Source organism: Acinetobacter sp. 1424608 (assembly GCF_000588255.1).
Classification (GTDB): Bacteria; Pseudomonadota; Gammaproteobacteria; order Pseudomonadales; family Moraxellaceae; genus Acinetobacter; species Acinetobacter nosocomialis.
The window spans coordinates 1-16,822 of the sequence record NZ_JFXL01000013.1 but is presented as its reverse complement, the minus strand read 5'-3'; the positions used below and the strand labels follow the sequence as shown (position 1 = coordinate 16,822).

18 protein-coding genes and 3 pseudogenes are annotated in these 16,822 nt (G+C 35.3%); 4 read left to right on the top strand and 17 right to left on the bottom strand.

Annotated elements, in window-relative coordinates; genetic code table 11:
• Nucleotides 1–66: 66 nt before the first annotated feature.
• The 6 genes and pseudogenes from J678_RS0104290 to J678_RS16560 form a co-directional block, all read right to left on the bottom strand.
• A complete protein-coding gene (locus J678_RS0104290; protein WP_000108139.1) occupies nt 67–519 on the bottom strand; it encodes a hypothetical protein in 453 nt (150 codons plus the stop codon).
• 32 nt (nt 520–551) lie between these two features.
• On the bottom strand, nt 552–1,241 hold the full coding sequence (locus J678_RS16580; protein ID WP_001226878.1) for a hypothetical protein: 690 nt from the start codon (nt 1,239–1,241) through the stop codon (nt 552–554).
• Nucleotides 1,241–3,493 (bottom strand): transglycosylase SLT domain-containing protein, encoded by a 2,253-nt coding sequence (locus tag J678_RS16575; protein ID WP_017393709.1) that lies wholly within the window; start codon nt 3,491–3,493, stop codon nt 1,241–1,243. Before J678_RS16575 ends, J678_RS16580 begins: the two co-directional genes overlap by 1 nt.
• Complete coding sequence (locus J678_RS16570; protein ID WP_017393708.1) at nt 3,493–4,122, bottom strand: hypothetical protein; 630 nt, start codon at nt 4,120–4,122, stop codon at nt 3,493–3,495. Before J678_RS16570 ends, J678_RS16575 begins: the two co-directional genes overlap by 1 nt.
• The gene (locus J678_RS16565; RefSeq protein ID WP_001254054.1) at nt 4,119–4,589 is read right to left on the bottom strand and encodes a phage protein Gp13 family protein; all 471 of its coding nucleotides are present in this window, start codon (nt 4,587–4,589) and stop codon (nt 4,119–4,121) included. The genes J678_RS16570 and J678_RS16565 overlap by 4 nt, the downstream gene beginning before the upstream one ends.
• Nucleotides 4,586–5,971, bottom strand: a pseudogene (locus J678_RS16560) (hypothetical protein); the annotation flags it as partial. The gene J678_RS16565 and the pseudogene J678_RS16560, both read right to left, overlap by 4 nt.
• Here J678_RS16560 and J678_RS16555 point away from each other — a divergent pair.
• Nucleotides 5,970–7,367, top strand: a complete 1,398-nt coding sequence (locus tag J678_RS16555) for a DEAD/DEAH box helicase (protein WP_017393706.1) — start codon at nt 5,970–5,972, stop codon at nt 7,365–7,367. The pseudogene J678_RS16560 and the gene J678_RS16555 overlap by 2 nt on opposite strands.
• 61 nt (nt 7,368–7,428) lie before the next feature.
• A complete protein-coding gene (locus J678_RS16550) occupies nt 7,429–7,725 on the top strand; it encodes a hypothetical protein (RefSeq protein WP_017393705.1) in 297 nt (98 codons plus the stop codon).
• Nucleotides 7,726–7,754: 29 nt separating this feature from the next.
• Here J678_RS16550 and J678_RS16545 read toward each other — a convergent pair whose 3' ends face one another.
• Complete coding sequence (locus J678_RS16545; protein WP_000109632.1) at nt 7,755–7,994, bottom strand: hypothetical protein; 240 nt, start codon at nt 7,992–7,994, stop codon at nt 7,755–7,757.
• Nucleotides 7,995–8,326: 332 nt separating this feature from the next.
• Here J678_RS16545 and J678_RS23215 point away from each other — a divergent pair, with 332 nt between their 5' ends.
• A complete protein-coding gene (locus J678_RS23215) occupies nt 8,327–8,476 on the top strand; it encodes an integrase (protein WP_224272863.1) in 150 nt (49 codons plus the stop codon).
• 286 nt (nt 8,477–8,762) lie between these two features.
• On the opposite strand, the gene J678_RS16540 is transcribed toward J678_RS23215, so the two are convergent.
• From J678_RS16540 to J678_RS16510, 8 genes and pseudogenes are all read right to left on the bottom strand, one after another.
• The gene (locus J678_RS16540; RefSeq protein ID WP_017393704.1) at nt 8,763–9,392 is read right to left on the bottom strand and encodes a hypothetical protein; all 630 of its coding nucleotides are present in this window, start codon (nt 9,390–9,392) and stop codon (nt 8,763–8,765) included.
• Nucleotides 9,393–9,774: 382 nt separating this feature from the next.
• Nucleotides 9,775–10,368, bottom strand: coding sequence for a DUF4142 domain-containing protein (locus J678_RS16535; protein ID WP_017393703.1), 594 nt, complete (start codon nt 10,366–10,368; stop codon nt 9,775–9,777).
• Nucleotides 10,369–10,892: 524 nt separating this feature from the next.
• A pseudogene (locus tag J678_RS23210) lies at nt 10,893–11,039 on the bottom strand (putative peptidoglycan-binding domain-containing protein); the annotation flags it as partial.
• A 354-nt stretch (nt 11,040–11,393) separates the two neighbouring features.
• On the bottom strand, nt 11,394–12,155 hold the full coding sequence (locus tag J678_RS16530) for a membrane protein (protein WP_017393702.1): 762 nt from the start codon (nt 12,153–12,155) through the stop codon (nt 11,394–11,396).
• Between the two features lie 346 nt (nt 12,156–12,501).
• Complete coding sequence (locus J678_RS16525) at nt 12,502–12,825, bottom strand: hypothetical protein (protein ID WP_004709761.1); 324 nt, start codon at nt 12,823–12,825, stop codon at nt 12,502–12,504.
• 48 nt (nt 12,826–12,873) lie between these two features.
• A complete protein-coding gene (locus tag J678_RS16520; RefSeq protein ID WP_017393701.1) occupies nt 12,874–13,980 on the bottom strand; it encodes a minor capsid protein in 1,107 nt (368 codons plus the stop codon).
• Nucleotides 13,981–14,065: 85 nt separating this feature from the next.
• Complete coding sequence (locus J678_RS16515) at nt 14,066–14,410, bottom strand: hypothetical protein (RefSeq protein ID WP_002048765.1); 345 nt, start codon at nt 14,408–14,410, stop codon at nt 14,066–14,068.
• 291 nt (nt 14,411–14,701) lie between these two features.
• The gene (locus J678_RS16510; RefSeq protein ID WP_017393700.1) at nt 14,702–15,160 is read right to left on the bottom strand and encodes a hypothetical protein; all 459 of its coding nucleotides are present in this window, start codon (nt 15,158–15,160) and stop codon (nt 14,702–14,704) included.
• Nucleotides 15,161–15,647: 487 nt separating this feature from the next.
• Here J678_RS16510 and J678_RS23205 point away from each other — a divergent pair, with 487 nt between their 5' ends.
• On the top strand, nt 15,648–15,767 hold the full coding sequence (locus tag J678_RS23205) for a hypothetical protein (protein ID WP_002048755.1): 120 nt from the start codon (nt 15,648–15,650) through the stop codon (nt 15,765–15,767).
• Between the two features lie 65 nt (nt 15,768–15,832).
• On the opposite strand, the pseudogene J678_RS16505 reads toward J678_RS23205, so the two are convergent.
• Nucleotides 15,833–16,585 (bottom strand): annotated as a pseudogene (locus tag J678_RS16505) (pyrroline-5-carboxylate reductase family protein); the annotation flags it as partial.
• Between the two features lie 63 nt (nt 16,586–16,648).
• The coding region (locus J678_RS16500; protein ID WP_032027404.1) for an integrase core domain-containing protein at nt 16,649–16,822 on the bottom strand (174 nt) is incomplete at its 5' end.

The window sequence follows — 16,822 nt, the reverse complement described above, 5'->3', positions numbered from 1 at the left end:
ACTACGGTTATTTGTAATCTTAAATGCTGTTATAGGTTAGACTGCCTTTTGCTGTTGACAGCTTGGTTATTCGCTTAACAATTTGATTTGCTGTCGAGATGTGTACAATAAAACTGCACCAACAAAAAGTGAACATGTCATTGCTAAATAAGCTAGATTCAAGCTTTCTTCACCTTTATCAAAAAACTCTACAAAAGAGAAAAATGGATTGAAAAGTAAGATGTTGAAAAAACTTAAAAATAAAAGCCCTAAAATATTTCCATTTTGCAAACCTATGGTTTTAGAATTATCTAAATAATCCACTTCCTCATCTGATAATATATGACTAAATTTAAGAGTTAAAAAAGCTATAATTATGTTTATGAAAAACAAAAGCATACTGTAAATATTAATTAAATTTTCATATCTGTAATAGCTTTCAAAACTAACAAAAGAGTAAAAGAAAAAGCCTATAACAAATGCGCTGCAAGAAAATGAAAATAAGCTATTTATTAATTTTCTTTTTTCTGTAGTGCTCATTTATTTACACATCCTTTTATGGCAATTAAAATTTAAAGCCCGCTCATCAAAGTATCGCAGACCTGTTTTTGGTTTTCTGAATAGTCAATTCTAAATAAATTACTTGTACCGCCAGAACCACTACTTGATTGCCAAATTCCATAAACTGCTTTTTTACTTGGCGAAGTTAAAAGATATGCTTCTTCAAAATTCAAAGCCCCGAAATTCTTTTCACATACTTTTTTAAATTTAATATTTGCTTTGGTTAAAGACTTAAAAGGTGAGAATTCACAATTATCAAAATTTTCACCAAAACAAATATTTTCATATTCACGCGCAACTGTGGCGGGATATAGAGAAATTGTATTTGGTCCAAATTTACCTACAGTTCCCTCCATCATTACCGACCAAGGAAGTTCGTAAGTACGGTGATCTACAATAGTACTTTTTGTGCCCAGAACATTTACACGCGCAACACCCTTTCTACTTGAATGGAATGTTCCATCTTCTAATTTTTTCTCAACATAAAAGCTGTCAAGCCAAACTATTGATTTATCGTTTGACCGAAAATCCCAATAGAGCTTTTTCTCATTTTTATTCGGCAACAGTTTATAAACTAATTGACCAAATTCCTGTTGAGGTAGTTTTTTTAAAGTAACTGGATACGGCTGCAAAGGCTCTTCGGCAGAAACAGCACATGCGCTAGAAATTAAAAATAAAAGCCCTAAACTAATTTTTCTCATTAAAAACCCCTTCGCATTATTGAATAGTAAGCATTGATATATTCTGAATCCGTAACGTTATTAGGATTTCTACCCTGCTTTTTAAATATATTATCAATTTTTGTCTTCATTGAATCAGTTATATCAGCTTTACTTTTTACTTGTGCATAAACACGGTTCATTTCAACTTTATCTTCAAAGAAAGGCCGTGAAGTAGTGACACGCACTTGGTTATTAATATTTTTCAAAACAACACGGTTTACCTGTTCCCAACTTAGATATCCCCCGTTTTTAGCTTCGGCCTCTCTTAGAGTTTGCATTAAATCCGTTTTAACTGCGTTATAGTGTAAAAGCTGCTTTTTATCTTTTGTATCAGTAATACCAATAGTGCCGAGATAAGGTTTTAATGCACTCGATACAGTGTTGTCATCGATCAAGAAAGTCTTTGGTTTTTCTTTTTTACCATCCTTAAGGCCGTTTTGTTCAGCGTACATTTTAGTAACTTCTTGGTAATCTGAAGGCGACAATTTGTCAGCATACTGATGTAAAACTGATTTTGGTTTACCTTTTAAAAGTTCTTCTTGATTAAGCGTAATCATGCTTAAAACAACAGGATCCGTTTTAACATCTTTCGAGTAAATCGACTTACTCACCGAACGCAAACTATCGATCTGGTTAGGCTCTAATGATGTGATGCTCCCTGCGGGTATCTGTTCAAACGTATATTTTCCAGACACGATGTTTTTGTATAATGTGTCGTATTCTTTGTTTTGACGTTCTTCTTTGGCTTTATCTTGTCCGCTATAGTACCGATCTGTAGCAATCAAGGCCTTTTGCTTAACATCTACCGGAACGTTGCTATTCCAAATATCTTCATAAGCTTGTTCCCGTGTTTTTGCAGGCTTATTTGCATACTTACCAAAATCTTCAGTTAACCATTTATCAATGCGCTGAATGTATTTACGTGTTTCAGTCGCAGGGGGTTGTCCCCCTTTTAAAACAGCAGTAGCGGCATTGCCCCCGCCGTTATAATAAGCCGCAATAACCATTGGGTCTTTGGTTTTATATTTTTTGCTAATCCAGTCAATAAACTCTAATGAAGCATCAATAGTATCTGCGGGGTTATTAATATCCCGCTTGCCATTATTACTGTACTCTTTCCATGTTTCGGGCATAAATTGCATAACCGACTTTGCACCTTTTGGTGATACGGCATCGTTATTTGATTTTTCACCAGATAAACGAATAGCAAGTAAAAGTGGTGCGGCCCAATCCATGTCTTTTTCTTTTGCTGCATGTACGGTGTAAACATCTAAACGCTGATCATTGTATTTGATGTTTTTCATCTGATCAGGTGTAAGACTTTTAAGCTCCTGAGCAATTTTTGCTGATGCTTGCGGGGGAACGTTTAAAGCAGGGTTGCTGCCCTCTTGTGTTCCGGTTGTGGCCATATTAACTAAAGATTCGACTTGCTGATCTTCAAGTTTTTGATGAATACGCTGATCTACCTTAAAGCTATCTGCTAATGAAATCTCGTCTTTATATTTATTTTTATAGGCAAGTGCTGCTTTTAAATCACCATTTTCGACAAAGGCGCTAATGTTTGTGATGTGGGCCACCGAGACATTTTTAAGATAAATGTTTTCTGCTTCAGTCGCTGCCTTTCCTTCAAGATTCATTAATTTACCTAATGAAGCTTTAAGATTAGCACGGCTTTCATCAATCTTAGTGAAGTCACCAGGGTTCTCGTTTATTTCTCGAATAAAACGATCTGCTGATGATGAATAAACGCTTTGTTGATAAACGTCATTTTCACGTACAAAGTAATTTTGTAATGAGCCTTTGAACTGCACCGCGTCACGTTCTGACATTTCTCTAAACAAGGCACGTTGACGGCTATTACCTAAAGTATTTGCAATTTGCCCAATACCGTCTTGATAGGCTTTTGTATAGTAATCTACAAACCCTCCACCGTTGCCATCATCAAAACTTACTACATCTACCCCTTTTTTGTTGCCGTACCCATCGACATCATTATTTTGCAAATGAAGTTTTAATTCAGCGAGTTTATTTTGGGCATCAATAACACGTACGCGGTCCGCTTCATCTTGGTATGCTTGGTACGCATTCAAACCTGAATTAAGTGCGCCGATTAAGCTATCAGTTTTATTACCAACTAGGCTTGCCGCTTCGCCTGCTGACATGCCCCCGTTGACTTGTACATTTGGAACGCTATTGTCAGAAACTTGTCGATTAAATTGTGGAATACGCATTAACTAGCTCCAAACCAATTCCAATTATAATTTTGCCATGACGCGCCTTGCGAATTACTGCCACCTATACCATAAAGGCTTGAAGCAAAGTCAGAACCGCCACTAGATGCAGAACCGCTTTCAATCCCGCCCCCTAAACCGCCTTTACCCATACTTGAACCAAATGCGGCAGCAGCTTCCCCACTAAGGTTTAGTATCGTGCTTAATACAGGTCTAATGGACTTCGCAGCAACACGATAATTTTCGGCTTGATTGCGGTAATTTGTGGCTTGAACCTTGTGCCCCCAAGACTGAAGCGCAGCATTGTATTTAATTGAATCAATATCGCCTTGAGCAAGCATCTCTGTTGAAGCAAGTAAATCAATGGCTGAACCTTGTGTTACATCAATGCCATTCTCCGCAAGGGCGTTAATTTGGCTCGATTTAAAGGCCGAAACGTTACGCTGATAATCAGTTACGGCATTGGTACCATCTTCAATAGCTTGCCGAGCCTGATTATCTGAAAGGGTTGCATTGTAAAGGGCGAGCTTTTCTTGTTGCTTAAACGCCTGTTTTTGCGCCTTCATTTTTGCGTAACTGGAAAGCGCTTCTACCCCTTTAACCGCTGCATATGCATATGGATTTGTCATAACGCCCCCATCACGAACGGATGGAACATTTTATTGTTCGCGCCGTATGGTTCTGCTTTTTTTAAATCAAAGCCTAGTCTTTTTAAGAAACGTATAGCATTCTCGTTTTTTTCATACACATGATTTACAAGAACGGCATACTCCGACCGCATTTCCTTTAAAATACTTTGGCATTGTTTGTAAAATTCAAACGGATATTGTTTTATGAAATTCGTGCCAAGTAACCACGGGCAACCAACGTTGCCAATTAAACTTGACATCCCAACGCCACAAATAAAAAGCAATTTACCATTTACTACTACTGTCCAAGCATCACTTGAATGCTTGATAGACATTTTGATCATCCAATGAAAATTGTCATTGAAGTACGCTTTCATTTCGTCTTTATCGGCATCACGCAGGTTTTCAACAAGAATACGAATATCGCGCTCAGTCGGCTTACGAATTTCAATATTATTTCGTCTCATGTCATTTCTACCTCAAGGGCCAATATCTTCATTGGTAAAGGTTTATCATGTTTTACAGTAATTTGAATGTCTCTTTCGTAAGTGCTGTCAACTGGTACTTCTACCAAACCCGAATACAATTTAAGGGGGCTACCATAGCGTTCATTGCTACGCGGTTTAAACTCATCAATTGGTGTGCGATCCTCAATATCCTGATTAGCACCAGCCAAAATGTTTTGAGACTCTCTTACTCTTAGGTGAACCTTATTCACGACTTTAGGTTTAACAGGATTTTTTTGTTCTTGAAAAATCGGCAATGTTTGTAGTTCAGCTTCGTAATTCAGACCAACCCAAATATTAGATAACTCACGTGGCAGTTTAATTGCGCCGTTTTCTACTTTGACATTGGGTTTAACGCCACCATCTGCAAACACAGATACTGTTTGACCTTCAAGCCAATCTAAGCCGGTTAAAGTTGATGTAGGATTGCCCTTGTACTGAATGCTGCTATCTAAATAGCACTTATCCTGCATATCTAACGGCTGCCTTGTAAGCATACGTTCAATGGTATAAAAACCGTCACGCTCAATAAACGCATATAAAACAGATTGATCTTCTTCCGGTATTTCTGCAATAGATAAAAATTTACCGTTGGTGTGATGCTCTGCCCAAGCCCAAACCTGTTGTTTTGGCTCATATGTTAATGAAAGCAAAACACCATCGCCACGTACAAAATATATAATATTCAAAGGGTTACGCAATAATGCACAATCAATAATTTTTTGCCCATCAAAAAGTTGTGGGCACATTATTGATAAGTCGATTGTTTGATAAAAAGATGCGTTGTATCCGCTTGCCAATGATATTTCGTGTACGTGCCCTGTTTGATCGGAGGAAAAAATTGTAGCGCCGTCAACTTCAACAGGTGTCACATCATTTGCACCTGTACTGTACTGCTTGTTCATATTCACACTAGCAGCTGTTACGGCTCCATCCGCTGACATTTTCCAAAGTGCCCCACTTGTCAAAATAAGTAAATCACTCATTGTAACTAGGTGTTTAACACCGTTACCGTCGCGGGCAGCAAACCGTATTTGAATTGAATCTGTATCTTGAGTAGGAATGTGGTACCCGAAATTGTCATCCGTTGCCGTACGCGACATGCGAATCCATTGGGGCGATTTATAACCGCCGCCATACACTTTTCGCTGCCCGTGATATGCAACTGCGGTCGGGTAAAATTCAAAAGGATTACGAATTAATGGCGGTGTGATTGAACCGTTTGTCTCAATATTATCGTCTGTGAAGCTTGTTTCAGTTGTTTCACCAATAAAGCTTGCTAAACCAGATCGTAGTTTAAAAATGTTATAACGGTTCGCACCTGTTACCGCATCCCATGTAATGACTCAACCACGTAAATTTATACCGCACGACTACCAACATTTAATTATCAATCACATTCTTGATAATGAACGTTGTGCCGTGTTTGCGGGAATGGGTACAGGTAAAACATCTTCTACCCTCACCGCTTTAGAAATTCTCGAATTGTTTGAGCCGGGGCCGACTCTCGTCGTTGCCCCTTTGCGAGTTGCTGCAACCACATGGCCCGATGAAGCTAAGAAATGGGAACATCTACAAGATTATAAAGTTGTTGCCGTGGTCGGTTCGCCTGAAGACCGTGTACGTGCTTTAAAACAAAAAGCAAATGCGTACGCAATTAACTATGAAAATTTACCATGGTTAATTGATTTTCTAGGTAGCAAATGGCCCTTTACAAAAGTGGTCGCCGATGAAAGCACAAAGCTAAAAGGTTTTCGTTTAAGACAAGGTTCGGTACGCGCACGCGCCTTAGGTAAAGTCGCGCATACTCGAGTCAAACGATTCATTGAATTAACGGGAACGCCTGCACCCAACGGGCTTAAAGACCTTTGGGGCCAACTATGGTTCATTGATCGTGGTCAAAGATTAGGCACCAGTTTCAGCGCTTTTACAGATCGTTGGTTTCAAAAGGTTGTAGTTGGTGACGATCGTAACGCCGTTAACCTTGTTCCATTCGATCATAGTCAAGGCGAAATTCATGCACGAATTAATGACGTATGTTTAAGCATTGAGGCTAAAGATTATTTCAATATTAAAGAGCCGATCGTCTACCCAATCGAAGTAGAGCTTACAGGCAAAGCCCGTAAAACCTATGAAGAAATGGAAAAGGAAATGTTCATTGAACTAGCTGAAACTGTTGAAGTCGAAGCATTCAACGCAGCGTCAAAAACAATGAAGTGTTTGCAGATTGCAAGCGGTTCTATTTACACCGATGAAAACGGCACTTGGCACCCTATCCATGATTTAAAAATTCAGGCGCTTGAATCAGTAATTGAAGAAGCTGCGGGCATGCCTGTGTTGGTTGCATACCATTTTAAAAGCGACCTTGAGCGTTTATTAAAAGCATTCCCAAAAGGTCGCCATTTAGATAAAGACCCGCAAACGATTCACGATTGGAACGCGGGCAAAATCCCTGTGTTATTTGCTCATCCTGCAAGTGCAGGCCACGGGCTTAATTTACAAGACGGTGGAAATATCCTTGTGTTCTTTTCCCACTGGTGGGATTTAGAACAATACCAACAAATTATCGAACGTATTGGACCAACACGCCAAGCGCAAGCGGGATATGACCGCCCTGTTTACATCTATCACATCATTGCAAAAGGCACGATGGATGAAATCGTAATGGAGCGCCGTGAGTCTAAACGCGAAGTACAAGATTTATTAATGGAGGCAATGAAAAAGCGATGCGAAGTTTAATTGAAAAAGATACAGACGATTTACCAGAAGAAATTTTAATTAGTATTGGAGAAGTAGCGTAATGGGAAAATATATTGTTGTAGTTGAATCAGAGAAACCACCACAGATTTTTATACATGACGATGTACCAAACATCGGTAAAGTTTTAGAAATTAAAGCGGAGGAGATACCGAACCGTGTGCCGGCTTCTTGGTTAATGGAACGGTATAATTTATCGAGAAAAACCATTATCGATGAATTAAGGGCTTATAATCTAGGCGGAGACGGAAAGCACCTTTATAACCCTGCTACTGTCATGCCGATTTTAGATAATCTAAATAAGGCTAAAGCCCAAAGGCAAGCAAGACGCAAAAACTAACAAGGGGCTTTATGCCCCTTTATTCAACATCATTTTCCAAGAAGCAATTCAACGGTAGCTTTTCCTTTCATATCATTAAAACTCGAATATTTAGTAGTGCTTTGAATAAAAGTGTTAAATTCATTATTCTCAGAAAGAGATGTATAATCTTCTACTGAAGAAATAGTTACACCCGCCTTTGAAAATAAATCGTTTAGATTTTCAAAAGGCGTATTCTTTTGAAAGAATTTTTCGGAAAGAATATCTTGAATTTTAACAGCTACAGACATTTTAAAAGCTCCTTATAAGTAATTCTAATAATAGTAAACAAAATAACTTATATTATGTGTAAAATAAATATTTTATTACAATAAAATTGCCCTGCCCCCACTGTGCCACCACTCTATTTTAAACAGTTGATTTAATTAAAATATTACAACCTTGCCAAGGTTGGGGTCGCGAGTTCGAGTCTCGTTTCCCGCTCCAAAATTCAAAAACCACTTAATTCGAAAGAATTAGGTGGTTTTTTTATTCTCTATTGGTTAGCTTTGACTACTCAAAATAGTCAAAATTCGCATTAAAAAACGCTTTATATTTCCGTTGCAACACCATGAAATTTGGAGTGTTATTATGCAGAAGCCAGTTAAAAGCGGGGACAGCGTGGCGCATCAATATTCGTTATCTAGGCAAACGTTATACGGCTACTCGAGATACAGCGAGTGAGTGTGAACAATGGGCCACTAAAAAATTATTAGAATTACAATCTGAATAGGCTAATCCTGAGTCTGAAAAAATCCATATCTCCTTCTATGCCCTTTTTTGAACAGTACTATCAAGAAGAAGGCAGAAAAATGAAGAGTGCCCGCTTAATTGTTCAAATACTTAAATGCCTAAAGAAAAAAGAATAATGAAAATATAATTAATATTTTATGATTAAACCCATCATTAATTTTTTATTGATATTGAAATTAAAAATTGGCTTAAAATTAAAAATTAGCTTAAAAGTATATTATCGCAAAGTCTCCCCCATTGAGGAGACTTTCTAAGTATTAAATGACTTAAGGATGAATTTTTTTCAATCCATCTTCTACAGCAAATTTAGCTTCCTCCCACTGTAAACGTGAACTGCCTTTAACTTGTTCCCATTTAGTTGTCAATTTAGATTCAACCTCGGAAAAATTAATTTCTGCATTATTATCTACACGATTTTCATAACCTAAACGATAAGCCGCTCGATAATCACGATCATATTCTAGATTCTTGTCTTCAGTATAATATGGCATTTTTTTATAGTTTTCTCGCCAATAATTATCTTCTTCTTGCCAGTCATTACTATCATCTTTTTGATTATTTGTTTGAGCTATATCATTACCTGCTATTGCTCCCACCACACCACCAATAATCCCCCCAACAACAGCACCTGGAGGGCCGCCAGCAACACCAAATGCAGCACCTACCGCCGCTCCTCCCAAGGTTCCTGCACCTGTAGCAACCAAATTCTCTCCACCTTCATTCATATCGGGTACATGATTGTTATTAGTCGGTGGAGAGTTTAAATCTGGACGGGCATTATCAATTGTGGTTGAAATGTCTTGTAATGGTTTGCTATTTGATACATTACCATTAGAAGATGGCTCTTTTTGAGTCGTATGATTACCAATTGAATTTGATTGTTTTGTATTTACCATTTTCTTACTCCCTATATTTTAAAATCTAGTATCTTTCAAAAGAGCTAGAATATTAAAAGAACTTTTGAAATATGCTTGACAATTATTATAATTCACCTTTAGTTTAGCTATGTTTCACAAATACCCCTATTAAGTAAGGAGATGTTATTAATTAATAAAAAGTATTTCTCATCAATAAAAATTCTTATTCAAATAGTCTTCACAATTATATCATTCTTTATCCCATAATCATTATATTTCGCTAGATTAAACATTACCCATAACATTCTAGTTTTACACTGCTCTGAAGGAAATTATGATTTTATGTATATGCAATTTAAAAAAGCCTAGTTAATTAATACTAGGCTTTTTAAATGTATTTTTTAAAGATACCAATTGTATATTATTTTATCTTTTTAAATATATCTTCAGCTGCTTTTAGGTGTTTCGCAACAGCATCACGTGTTTGTACGAGCATATTTTTTAATTCAGAATTTTTCGTGTTTGGTATTAACTGCTTATCAATTATCGTCAAAACTTTACGGTGAACTTTAACTTGACTCATCATGTAATTTTTATCAGTATCTGATGTTACTTGATTAAGCTTACTAACAATTTTATCACTATCATTTTGCAATGATTCACTAAGATTACTGGTTTGTGAAATCAACTGTAACCGACTTGCCAACGCTTGTGCATTTTTTTCATTGGCTGAATGTTCTTTAATCATCATTTCAGCATATTTCTTAGCTTCATCCATTTTTAGTTTTGGCAGTGCAGTTTTTGCCTGCTTAATTTCACCATTATTAGCTGTACTTAATATCTTGAAAATTTGACTATCAGTCAAATTTTCATGGTTTTCATTTAATATTTTAGAGTGATTCTTACCATCATTTATAGTTTGTTGATTCGCTGCCATAATCTCAAATGCACTGAAGCTTAAAACACCACTAATTGCGACACAGCTAATAATTTTCTTCGTTAAAATAGCTTTCATACCAATATCCTTTAACTTAATTCATGAGTATTTCTACCTATGGGTAGCTTTTTCACATTTCCAATCTATATCCCTACTTGTAAATTCAAGGTTGGGGTTATTTATTCATTATTTCACTCAACCATATTTATACCGCTCGTTGAATATTCTTCGCAAAGGGTAAATAGCTTATTTAAAGTAGATGATATAAATTTAATAATAAATCATGCCTCTGTATCCAATCTTATTAATGTAAATATAAAATATATATAATTTTAAAAAACATTAGCTTAAAAACAATTTTTAATTTTTATTTTTACGAAAATAACAATAAAGCTCTTTATATTAACTTATAGATACTAAAGCTAAAATTAAATATATTTTAAAGAAAATTTAAACCAATTTAACTTATTCGCCCATCTATAAAAAAGCATTTTCCTAAAGGCTTTAATTCACACACTGCACACAAACAATGACATGCACTTTTGTAGATATCGTATGAGCTGTGCAACCTGAAGGTAGAATACACAGCGAAATCAGAAACTTCATAGTGAAACGCGGTTAGCGATCCAACCATAAAAGAATTGTTCCTGCGTGGGATTTCGCTCACAAATTTTGATGTAACGTTGGCCTTGCATGATATTAAGAACCCGAACTAATACCTTCTCTACTTCTTTACCGCGCTTAGCCAGTGTTGTGGTTTGGAAATTTTCGATAGCGTTGGACTTAATGAGAGAGCCTTCGAATAGCTTTGAAGAACATGAGGTTTGATAAGCTCTTGATAAAGTTGTTTGGCTTGGTTGCTCTTCAAGAGGCTATACATCACCTTCTTTATTGACTCAATTTCATATATACTGGCCTCAGTATGAGATGAGCCTTATATAGTTCATTGCTAGATCAATGAATGACTAAGCCCTTAGCTTTCGAGCAAGGGCTTTTTTACGTCCAAAATAAAATGTTAACAAGATTTCATTTAACCTTTTGCGCTCAAATAAAAAAAGACCACATCCTCCAACAGAATAATGCAGCCTCTTTTAATAGTTAAGTTAATGTGATGTCTCTGCTGCTTTAGGTTTAAAGACCATTAAACAGACCACAATAAAAGCCAACAAAACAAAAGATGCGCTAAATCTGCTTAGCTCTAATCCACCATGCGCGATAGGTTTATCGAGGAAATCACCTAAAACCGCTCCGAGCGGTCGAGTAAGAACAAAGGCCAGCCAGAATAATAATGTTCTTGAGATTTTGGTATAGAAATAGCAGATTGCTAAAACCAATAACAAAGTACCAAAAATTAAAGCAGCGCTGGTATACCCTAACCCTTGAGTATCCGCAGTCCAATCACCTAATGCTGTTCCCAATGTTTGAGAGAACATAATGGTTAGCCAATAGAAGGCTTCACTTTTAGCAGATTGAATACTTTTTACCGAAATTGTGCCGCAGCTTAAATACCAGACAAACAAAGAGAGACCTAATAAAATAAGCAATATTAAACTTCCACCTGCATAACCCACACCTAAAGTTCGGTCAACAAAGTCGGCAATTGTTGTTCCTAATGTGGTCGTGGCAATAATGGTCGCCCAATAAAAAAATGAATTGTATTTTTTGGCTTTAATTTGCAAGCCAACAAAAACTGCAAATATCACTGCGAAAATAGCTGTACTAATTACATATCCCAAATTAAGGGACATAGATAGCGCATCTCCAGCAGTTTCACCTAAGGTGGTAGCAGCAATTTTAATGATCCAGAACAGTAACGTAACTTCTGGAACTTTACTTAAACTTTTAGATAAACTTTCATGACTCATCACTGTATGTTCTCCAAACATACTCACCGATTGGCCAATATCTAAAAGATCAAGCCTTAACCTGAAATTAAGAGTAAAAATAAACTACAAAGTTCCCCAATAATGAATACTTTGACCTGTTAATTGAAAGGTTGAGTTCTTAATTTGTTGCAAACACTTTGTTATACAAACTTTTTCAACTTAATGTCATAAATATTAAGTTGTTCTTTATTACTCTCAAGTTTGGTAGTCATTTTTATAACATTTCACTTCATCTATAGTTTTTATTTTCTAATACTTTTATTGTTATTTTCTTGAATTAAATAAAAAACCTACTCCATGAGCAGGTCTTATTTACTTATATAGCTCAGCTTATAGAACTCTTCGCTAAACATTTTTCATGCCATATCATTTGAAAGTCTTCAACAGCTTTTGTTTTGGTTAAAGGATCTTCAAATAACTTAGAAGAATACGCTGTATCTATAATTTGTTGATAAAGCTCTTTTGCCTCTGCTTCTTCAAGATGACTAGCAATCTCTTGTAGTTCAATCACTGGTACATCATGTTGTCTCGCATCCATAACACCTTTTGCAGCATTTTTCACAAGATAACAATAATGCGTTTCCATAGTTTCAGATGCAGCATAGCATGGAAGAGTGATCGCGCTCATAAAGAGGAATATAAATTTCATAATCTCACCTTAATTTCACGCGCAAGGGTAACAAGTTATCCTTTAAAATTACAGCCCAAGTATTTTAAAGGTTCGCTCATCGAGCTCCCTCAGCTCATCCAAAGTATAAAGTCGGCCTTTAGGATCAAAGAATTTGTCAAAATCAAATTGCCCTTCTTTATATAATTTATAGCGTTTAGGGCCTAACCATTCTTTTTGGAAAAAATTATCGGTCAGTTTAAAAAACTCTTTAAAGGAAATATCTGCATCTATTTGACCCATTAATTGAGCCCGTTCATCTTTAGGAATGTCTCGCATCCTTCTTTCATCCATAATAAAAGACCGATTACCAATAAGCCTTCCGTCCTTACTAACAGGAACCAGAATACTCCGGCAATTGGGATGCAAAGGTGGCACCCTTTTCGCTGGATCATTCAATTTCCAAATTGAACCGTCAATGGCTGCACAAACTTTAGAAGTCCTCCCATCAAGTACACTCACAAACCTGACATATTCAAAATTAAATTTTTTGAAGTTATATAAATAGACCTGATTTGAGATATGGCTCCGCAGGGTTCTGACAATACGTTCAATATCAATTCTGGTACTGTTGAGCAATCCATCTTCATACTTAAGGCGTTTCGTACCAGTAATACGCCTAATAATTTGCTGAGGTGTCATACCTGTATTCATTCCATCGCGAATAGCATATTCAATTCTTTGCAAGGCGTTCTCACTAATTTGAGCTAAGGATTCATCAACTAAGGCACCCCCCGCTAATGGAACTCGTTTTATTAATTTATAGAGGTGCTCTCTCTCTAAATCTTTAACGACTTTACTAAATAACTTAGCCACATAATTTGATTCATAAACAGCCAAACTAGTTGCCGAATGAGCAAACATTTCTGGTAGAACAGCACGTATTGAATTAAACCAATCTGAAATCACAAGTTGAATATTTTTAAGGTGACGAGTTGTGTATTCTCCACCTGCTAAAGCAGCCCTTTCAGTATCATTAAGCTCTTTTATTAAATGCTCCAAACGATCAAGCATAGCTATCGTTTCAGTATTAAAAAATCTAAAAAGCTCATTTACCGATCTGGAAGATGCTCGATAAAGATAGGCTTGATGTTGTGTGAAGACATCAAAAAGCGATTTTTCAGTAATATTCTTCATGAAAGTTACCTCTAAAAAGCGCACTTTATTATTTTTTTTATATCGCTGATCTGTAGAAATTTTAAGGAACTAAAAATTTGAAAAGCTAATTAAACTGGTAATTTTGTTTTATAAATTTTTTCTGAACGCTAATGTTTCCAATAAAATTGGCCAACCATAAAATAAATTCATCACGATACTCAAAGCGCGGAAGTAAGCTCAAGTCAACTTTTATCTCTCTTTCAGAAAGAGGCTTACTTAAACATTCTTCAAAATCAATTTTGCTATATTTTAGTTTTAAATTGATTTGCTCAGCTTCTTTTCTAATTTCAGCCATGACTCTATTAAGATTAGTCACCGGATTATCAGTAATCTGGTACTTTTCATAAATATTGGCGTATACATTTTCAGCAATATCTAAATATTTAATGAGTTCAGCATTCTCATTCATCTCGTTATCTTCCTATTTTTTTGGAAATTATGTACGAGTAAATGTTTCTATACGTAATTTAAGCGTATTTTTATGTGAAAAATATTTTAATAAAAATAACAATTCATTGCTTAACCTACTATTTTTTATATCATTAATATTTTCTCATAAAACATTTCCATATTTTCTGACATTTTTAATTGGCATAAATATGTACCATTAACGGTTTTAACAGAAAAAACCGCCCCAGAAGGCGGTAGCTGAATTCTATCAGCGAGATATAGAAGTATGGTGGATGAATACTTCTATATTTTATGAAGACAGTTTACTATTTTTAATATAGTCCTCAGATTTAAAGTAATTAATAATCATCTCTGCATTTTCTTCTCTACTTGGCTCAGCAGCAGCTGGAATCTCGGTCTTATCCATTTCAAAGTCTTTCGGAATATAGTTTGAAATTGGAGGCAGCTTTTCCTTTCCGCCTACCGTCATTCGTTCAATAAAACCAGCCAACCATAAAATAAACTCGCCTTCATTTTTAAACTTAGGCATCAAACTTAAATCTATATGGACTGATTTTTCTTTATTAAATTGATTTAGGCATTCTTCAAAATTTATAAAATTATACTTAAGTTTGAACTCAGTACCTTTAATTGCTTTACGAATCAGGCTAATTAAACAATTCAAATTTTGAATCATATCATCCGTAAATAAATTGTCTTTTTTAATTTCCTTATATACTTTATCCGCTATAGCTAAATACTTTGGCATTTCTTCCTCCTCAATTTTTTATAAATAATTGAAAATAAAAAAATTCATATTTTGATTATGAAGAATTAATTGTAATTGAGTGAAATCAAATTAGCTTTCAATGTAAAAATTACCAATATTATGTAAAATTGCACCAGAATGAACCACAAAAAAATTCATATTACGTTAACTGGTCCACAATTTTATTTAATAATTTTAACTAATTAGAAATGTTTTCTTTCAATTGTAAATGATTATTTTTTAGACATACTCTTCTAAGACAATAGTTTTATAAATCAATGAGAAACTTATTTTTTAAATTGCTTTTTCTATGATAAAACTCAATATCGAGATTGTCTTTCTTTAAGTTGATAATTTAAAAAAACTTAATTAAAGATAAATTTATAACACTGATCTATCTGTTATATTTTTTTGAAAAAATTCTGTATCTATGATTACACATTGTATTTCTTCATGATAGCAACTATCTAGACACGAGGTAGCTAACATGAATTTTTTAAGAAAGAAAAATAAAGCTAGTTTTGTATTATTTATTATCACTCTCTATTCAATGTTAGGGTTTGGCTTAGGCTATGTTATTTGGGAATATTTCCTACAAATTCCATGATTTATTAAGCATGAAAAGTACCTTTCAAAATTTAAGTTATCTCAAGATTGAAAGGTACTTAGCCATCAGTTAACGCTATGTCTGGCAATTTCAGCATTAATCTCTAGACTTATTTCTTTACTGCGATGATAAGCTGCTTTTAAAGCCAGTCGAATATCATCGGAAAGATTGCCTAGCTCAAACATTCGTAATGCAGATTCAGTAATGCCATTAGCTAATGTGACCTTGCCACATAACTCACTTGGCTGAACATTACTTTTACGCACCATGTCTACAGCACCTGATGCTGCTTGAAGTGCCAGATCTAAAGCAAACTGCTTATCTAGCCCCATAGAAACACCAGTTTTTACCATACTGTCGAGGATATAAAAGAAGTACGCTGGGCCTGAACCCGATAACGCAATAATGGCATCACTTTCTGATTCTGAATTTGCCCAATAGGTCTGCCCTGTGGCTGAATAAATTGTCTCAACTAACTCTTTATCTAAAGGTTCTAGATATTCTGAACCAATCAACACATGAGTACCTGTATAAGTTAATACCGGTGGGTTAGATATGATTCTTATAACCTTTTTTGAACCCGTAATATTCATGAGTTGTTTGATATTAATTCCAGCCATCATCGATACAATAGTTTTATCAGCTAACCATTTTTTTAATGGTGCTAAGATGACTTTTAGATTTTTTGGGTCTACTAATAGAACAACGATATCAGCCTTTTTTACCTCATGCTGCTTTTGCTTTAGAATGATTTCATTATCAAACTTTCCTTCCTCTATAAGATTAATTTTTTCTTTTTGAAATCCTTTTAAAACCAAACAGAGGTGGTCCCACATGTTTGAACAACTAAAAGCTTATTTATAAGTGATACTCTGCTCTAGTTAAGCTACCTTATTTTGTTGTGGTAGCTGGTCATAGTAAAACTCATCTGGAGTCATTTTGTCCAGACTCGAATGAGGTCGTTTCAAATTATAAAATTCAAAATATGCGTTTAATTGCTTCTTCGCATCCAAAACATTGCTGTAGGCTTTGAGATACACCTCTTCATATTTAAC

Excerpts from the sequence above, each read along its gene's own strand:
- J678_RS16510 (WP_017393700.1), bottom strand. The coding sequence starts at position 15,160 with ATGCCAAAGTATTTAGCTATAGCGGATAAAGTATATAAGGAAATTAAA.
- J678_RS23205 (WP_002048755.1), top strand. The coding sequence starts at position 15,648 with ATGAATTTTTTAAGAAAGAAAAATAAAGCTAGTTTTGTATTATTTATT.
- J678_RS16570 (WP_017393708.1), bottom strand. The coding sequence starts at position 4,122 with ATGACAAATCCATATGCATATGCAGCGGTTAAAGGGGTAGAAGCGCTT.
- J678_RS16520 (WP_017393701.1), bottom strand. The coding sequence starts at position 13,980 with ATGAAGAATATTACTGAAAAATCGCTTTTTGATGTCTTCACACAACAT.
- J678_RS16525 (WP_004709761.1), bottom strand. The coding sequence starts at position 12,825 with ATGAAATTTATATTCCTCTTTATGAGCGCGATCACTCTTCCATGCTAT.
- J678_RS16555 (WP_017393706.1), top strand. The coding sequence starts at position 5,970 with ATGACTCAACCACGTAAATTTATACCGCACGACTACCAACATTTAATT.
- J678_RS16530 (WP_017393702.1), bottom strand. The coding sequence starts at position 12,155 with ATGAGTCATGAAAGTTTATCTAAAAGTTTAAGTAAAGTTCCAGAAGTT.
- J678_RS16515 (WP_002048765.1), bottom strand. The coding sequence starts at position 14,410 with ATGAATGAGAATGCTGAACTCATTAAATATTTAGATATTGCTGAAAAT.
- J678_RS16580 (WP_001226878.1), bottom strand. The coding sequence starts at position 1,241 with ATGAGAAAAATTAGTTTAGGGCTTTTATTTTTAATTTCTAGCGCATGT.
- J678_RS16535 (WP_017393703.1), bottom strand. The coding sequence starts at position 10,368 with ATGAAAGCTATTTTAACGAAGAAAATTATTAGCTGTGTCGCAATTAGT.
- J678_RS16575 (WP_017393709.1), bottom strand. The coding sequence starts at position 3,493 with ATGCGTATTCCACAATTTAATCGACAAGTTTCTGACAATAGCGTTCCA.
- J678_RS16550 (WP_017393705.1), top strand. The coding sequence starts at position 7,429 with ATGGGAAAATATATTGTTGTAGTTGAATCAGAGAAACCACCACAGATT.
- J678_RS16545 (WP_000109632.1), bottom strand. The coding sequence starts at position 7,994 with ATGTCTGTAGCTGTTAAAATTCAAGATATTCTTTCCGAAAAATTCTTT.
- J678_RS16565 (WP_001254054.1), bottom strand. The coding sequence starts at position 4,589 with ATGAGACGAAATAATATTGAAATTCGTAAGCCGACTGAGCGCGATATT.
- J678_RS16540 (WP_017393704.1), bottom strand. The coding sequence starts at position 9,392 with ATGGTAAATACAAAACAATCAAATTCAATTGGTAATCATACGACTCAA.
- J678_RS0104290 (WP_000108139.1), bottom strand. The coding sequence starts at position 519 with ATGAGCACTACAGAAAAAAGAAAATTAATAAATAGCTTATTTTCATTT.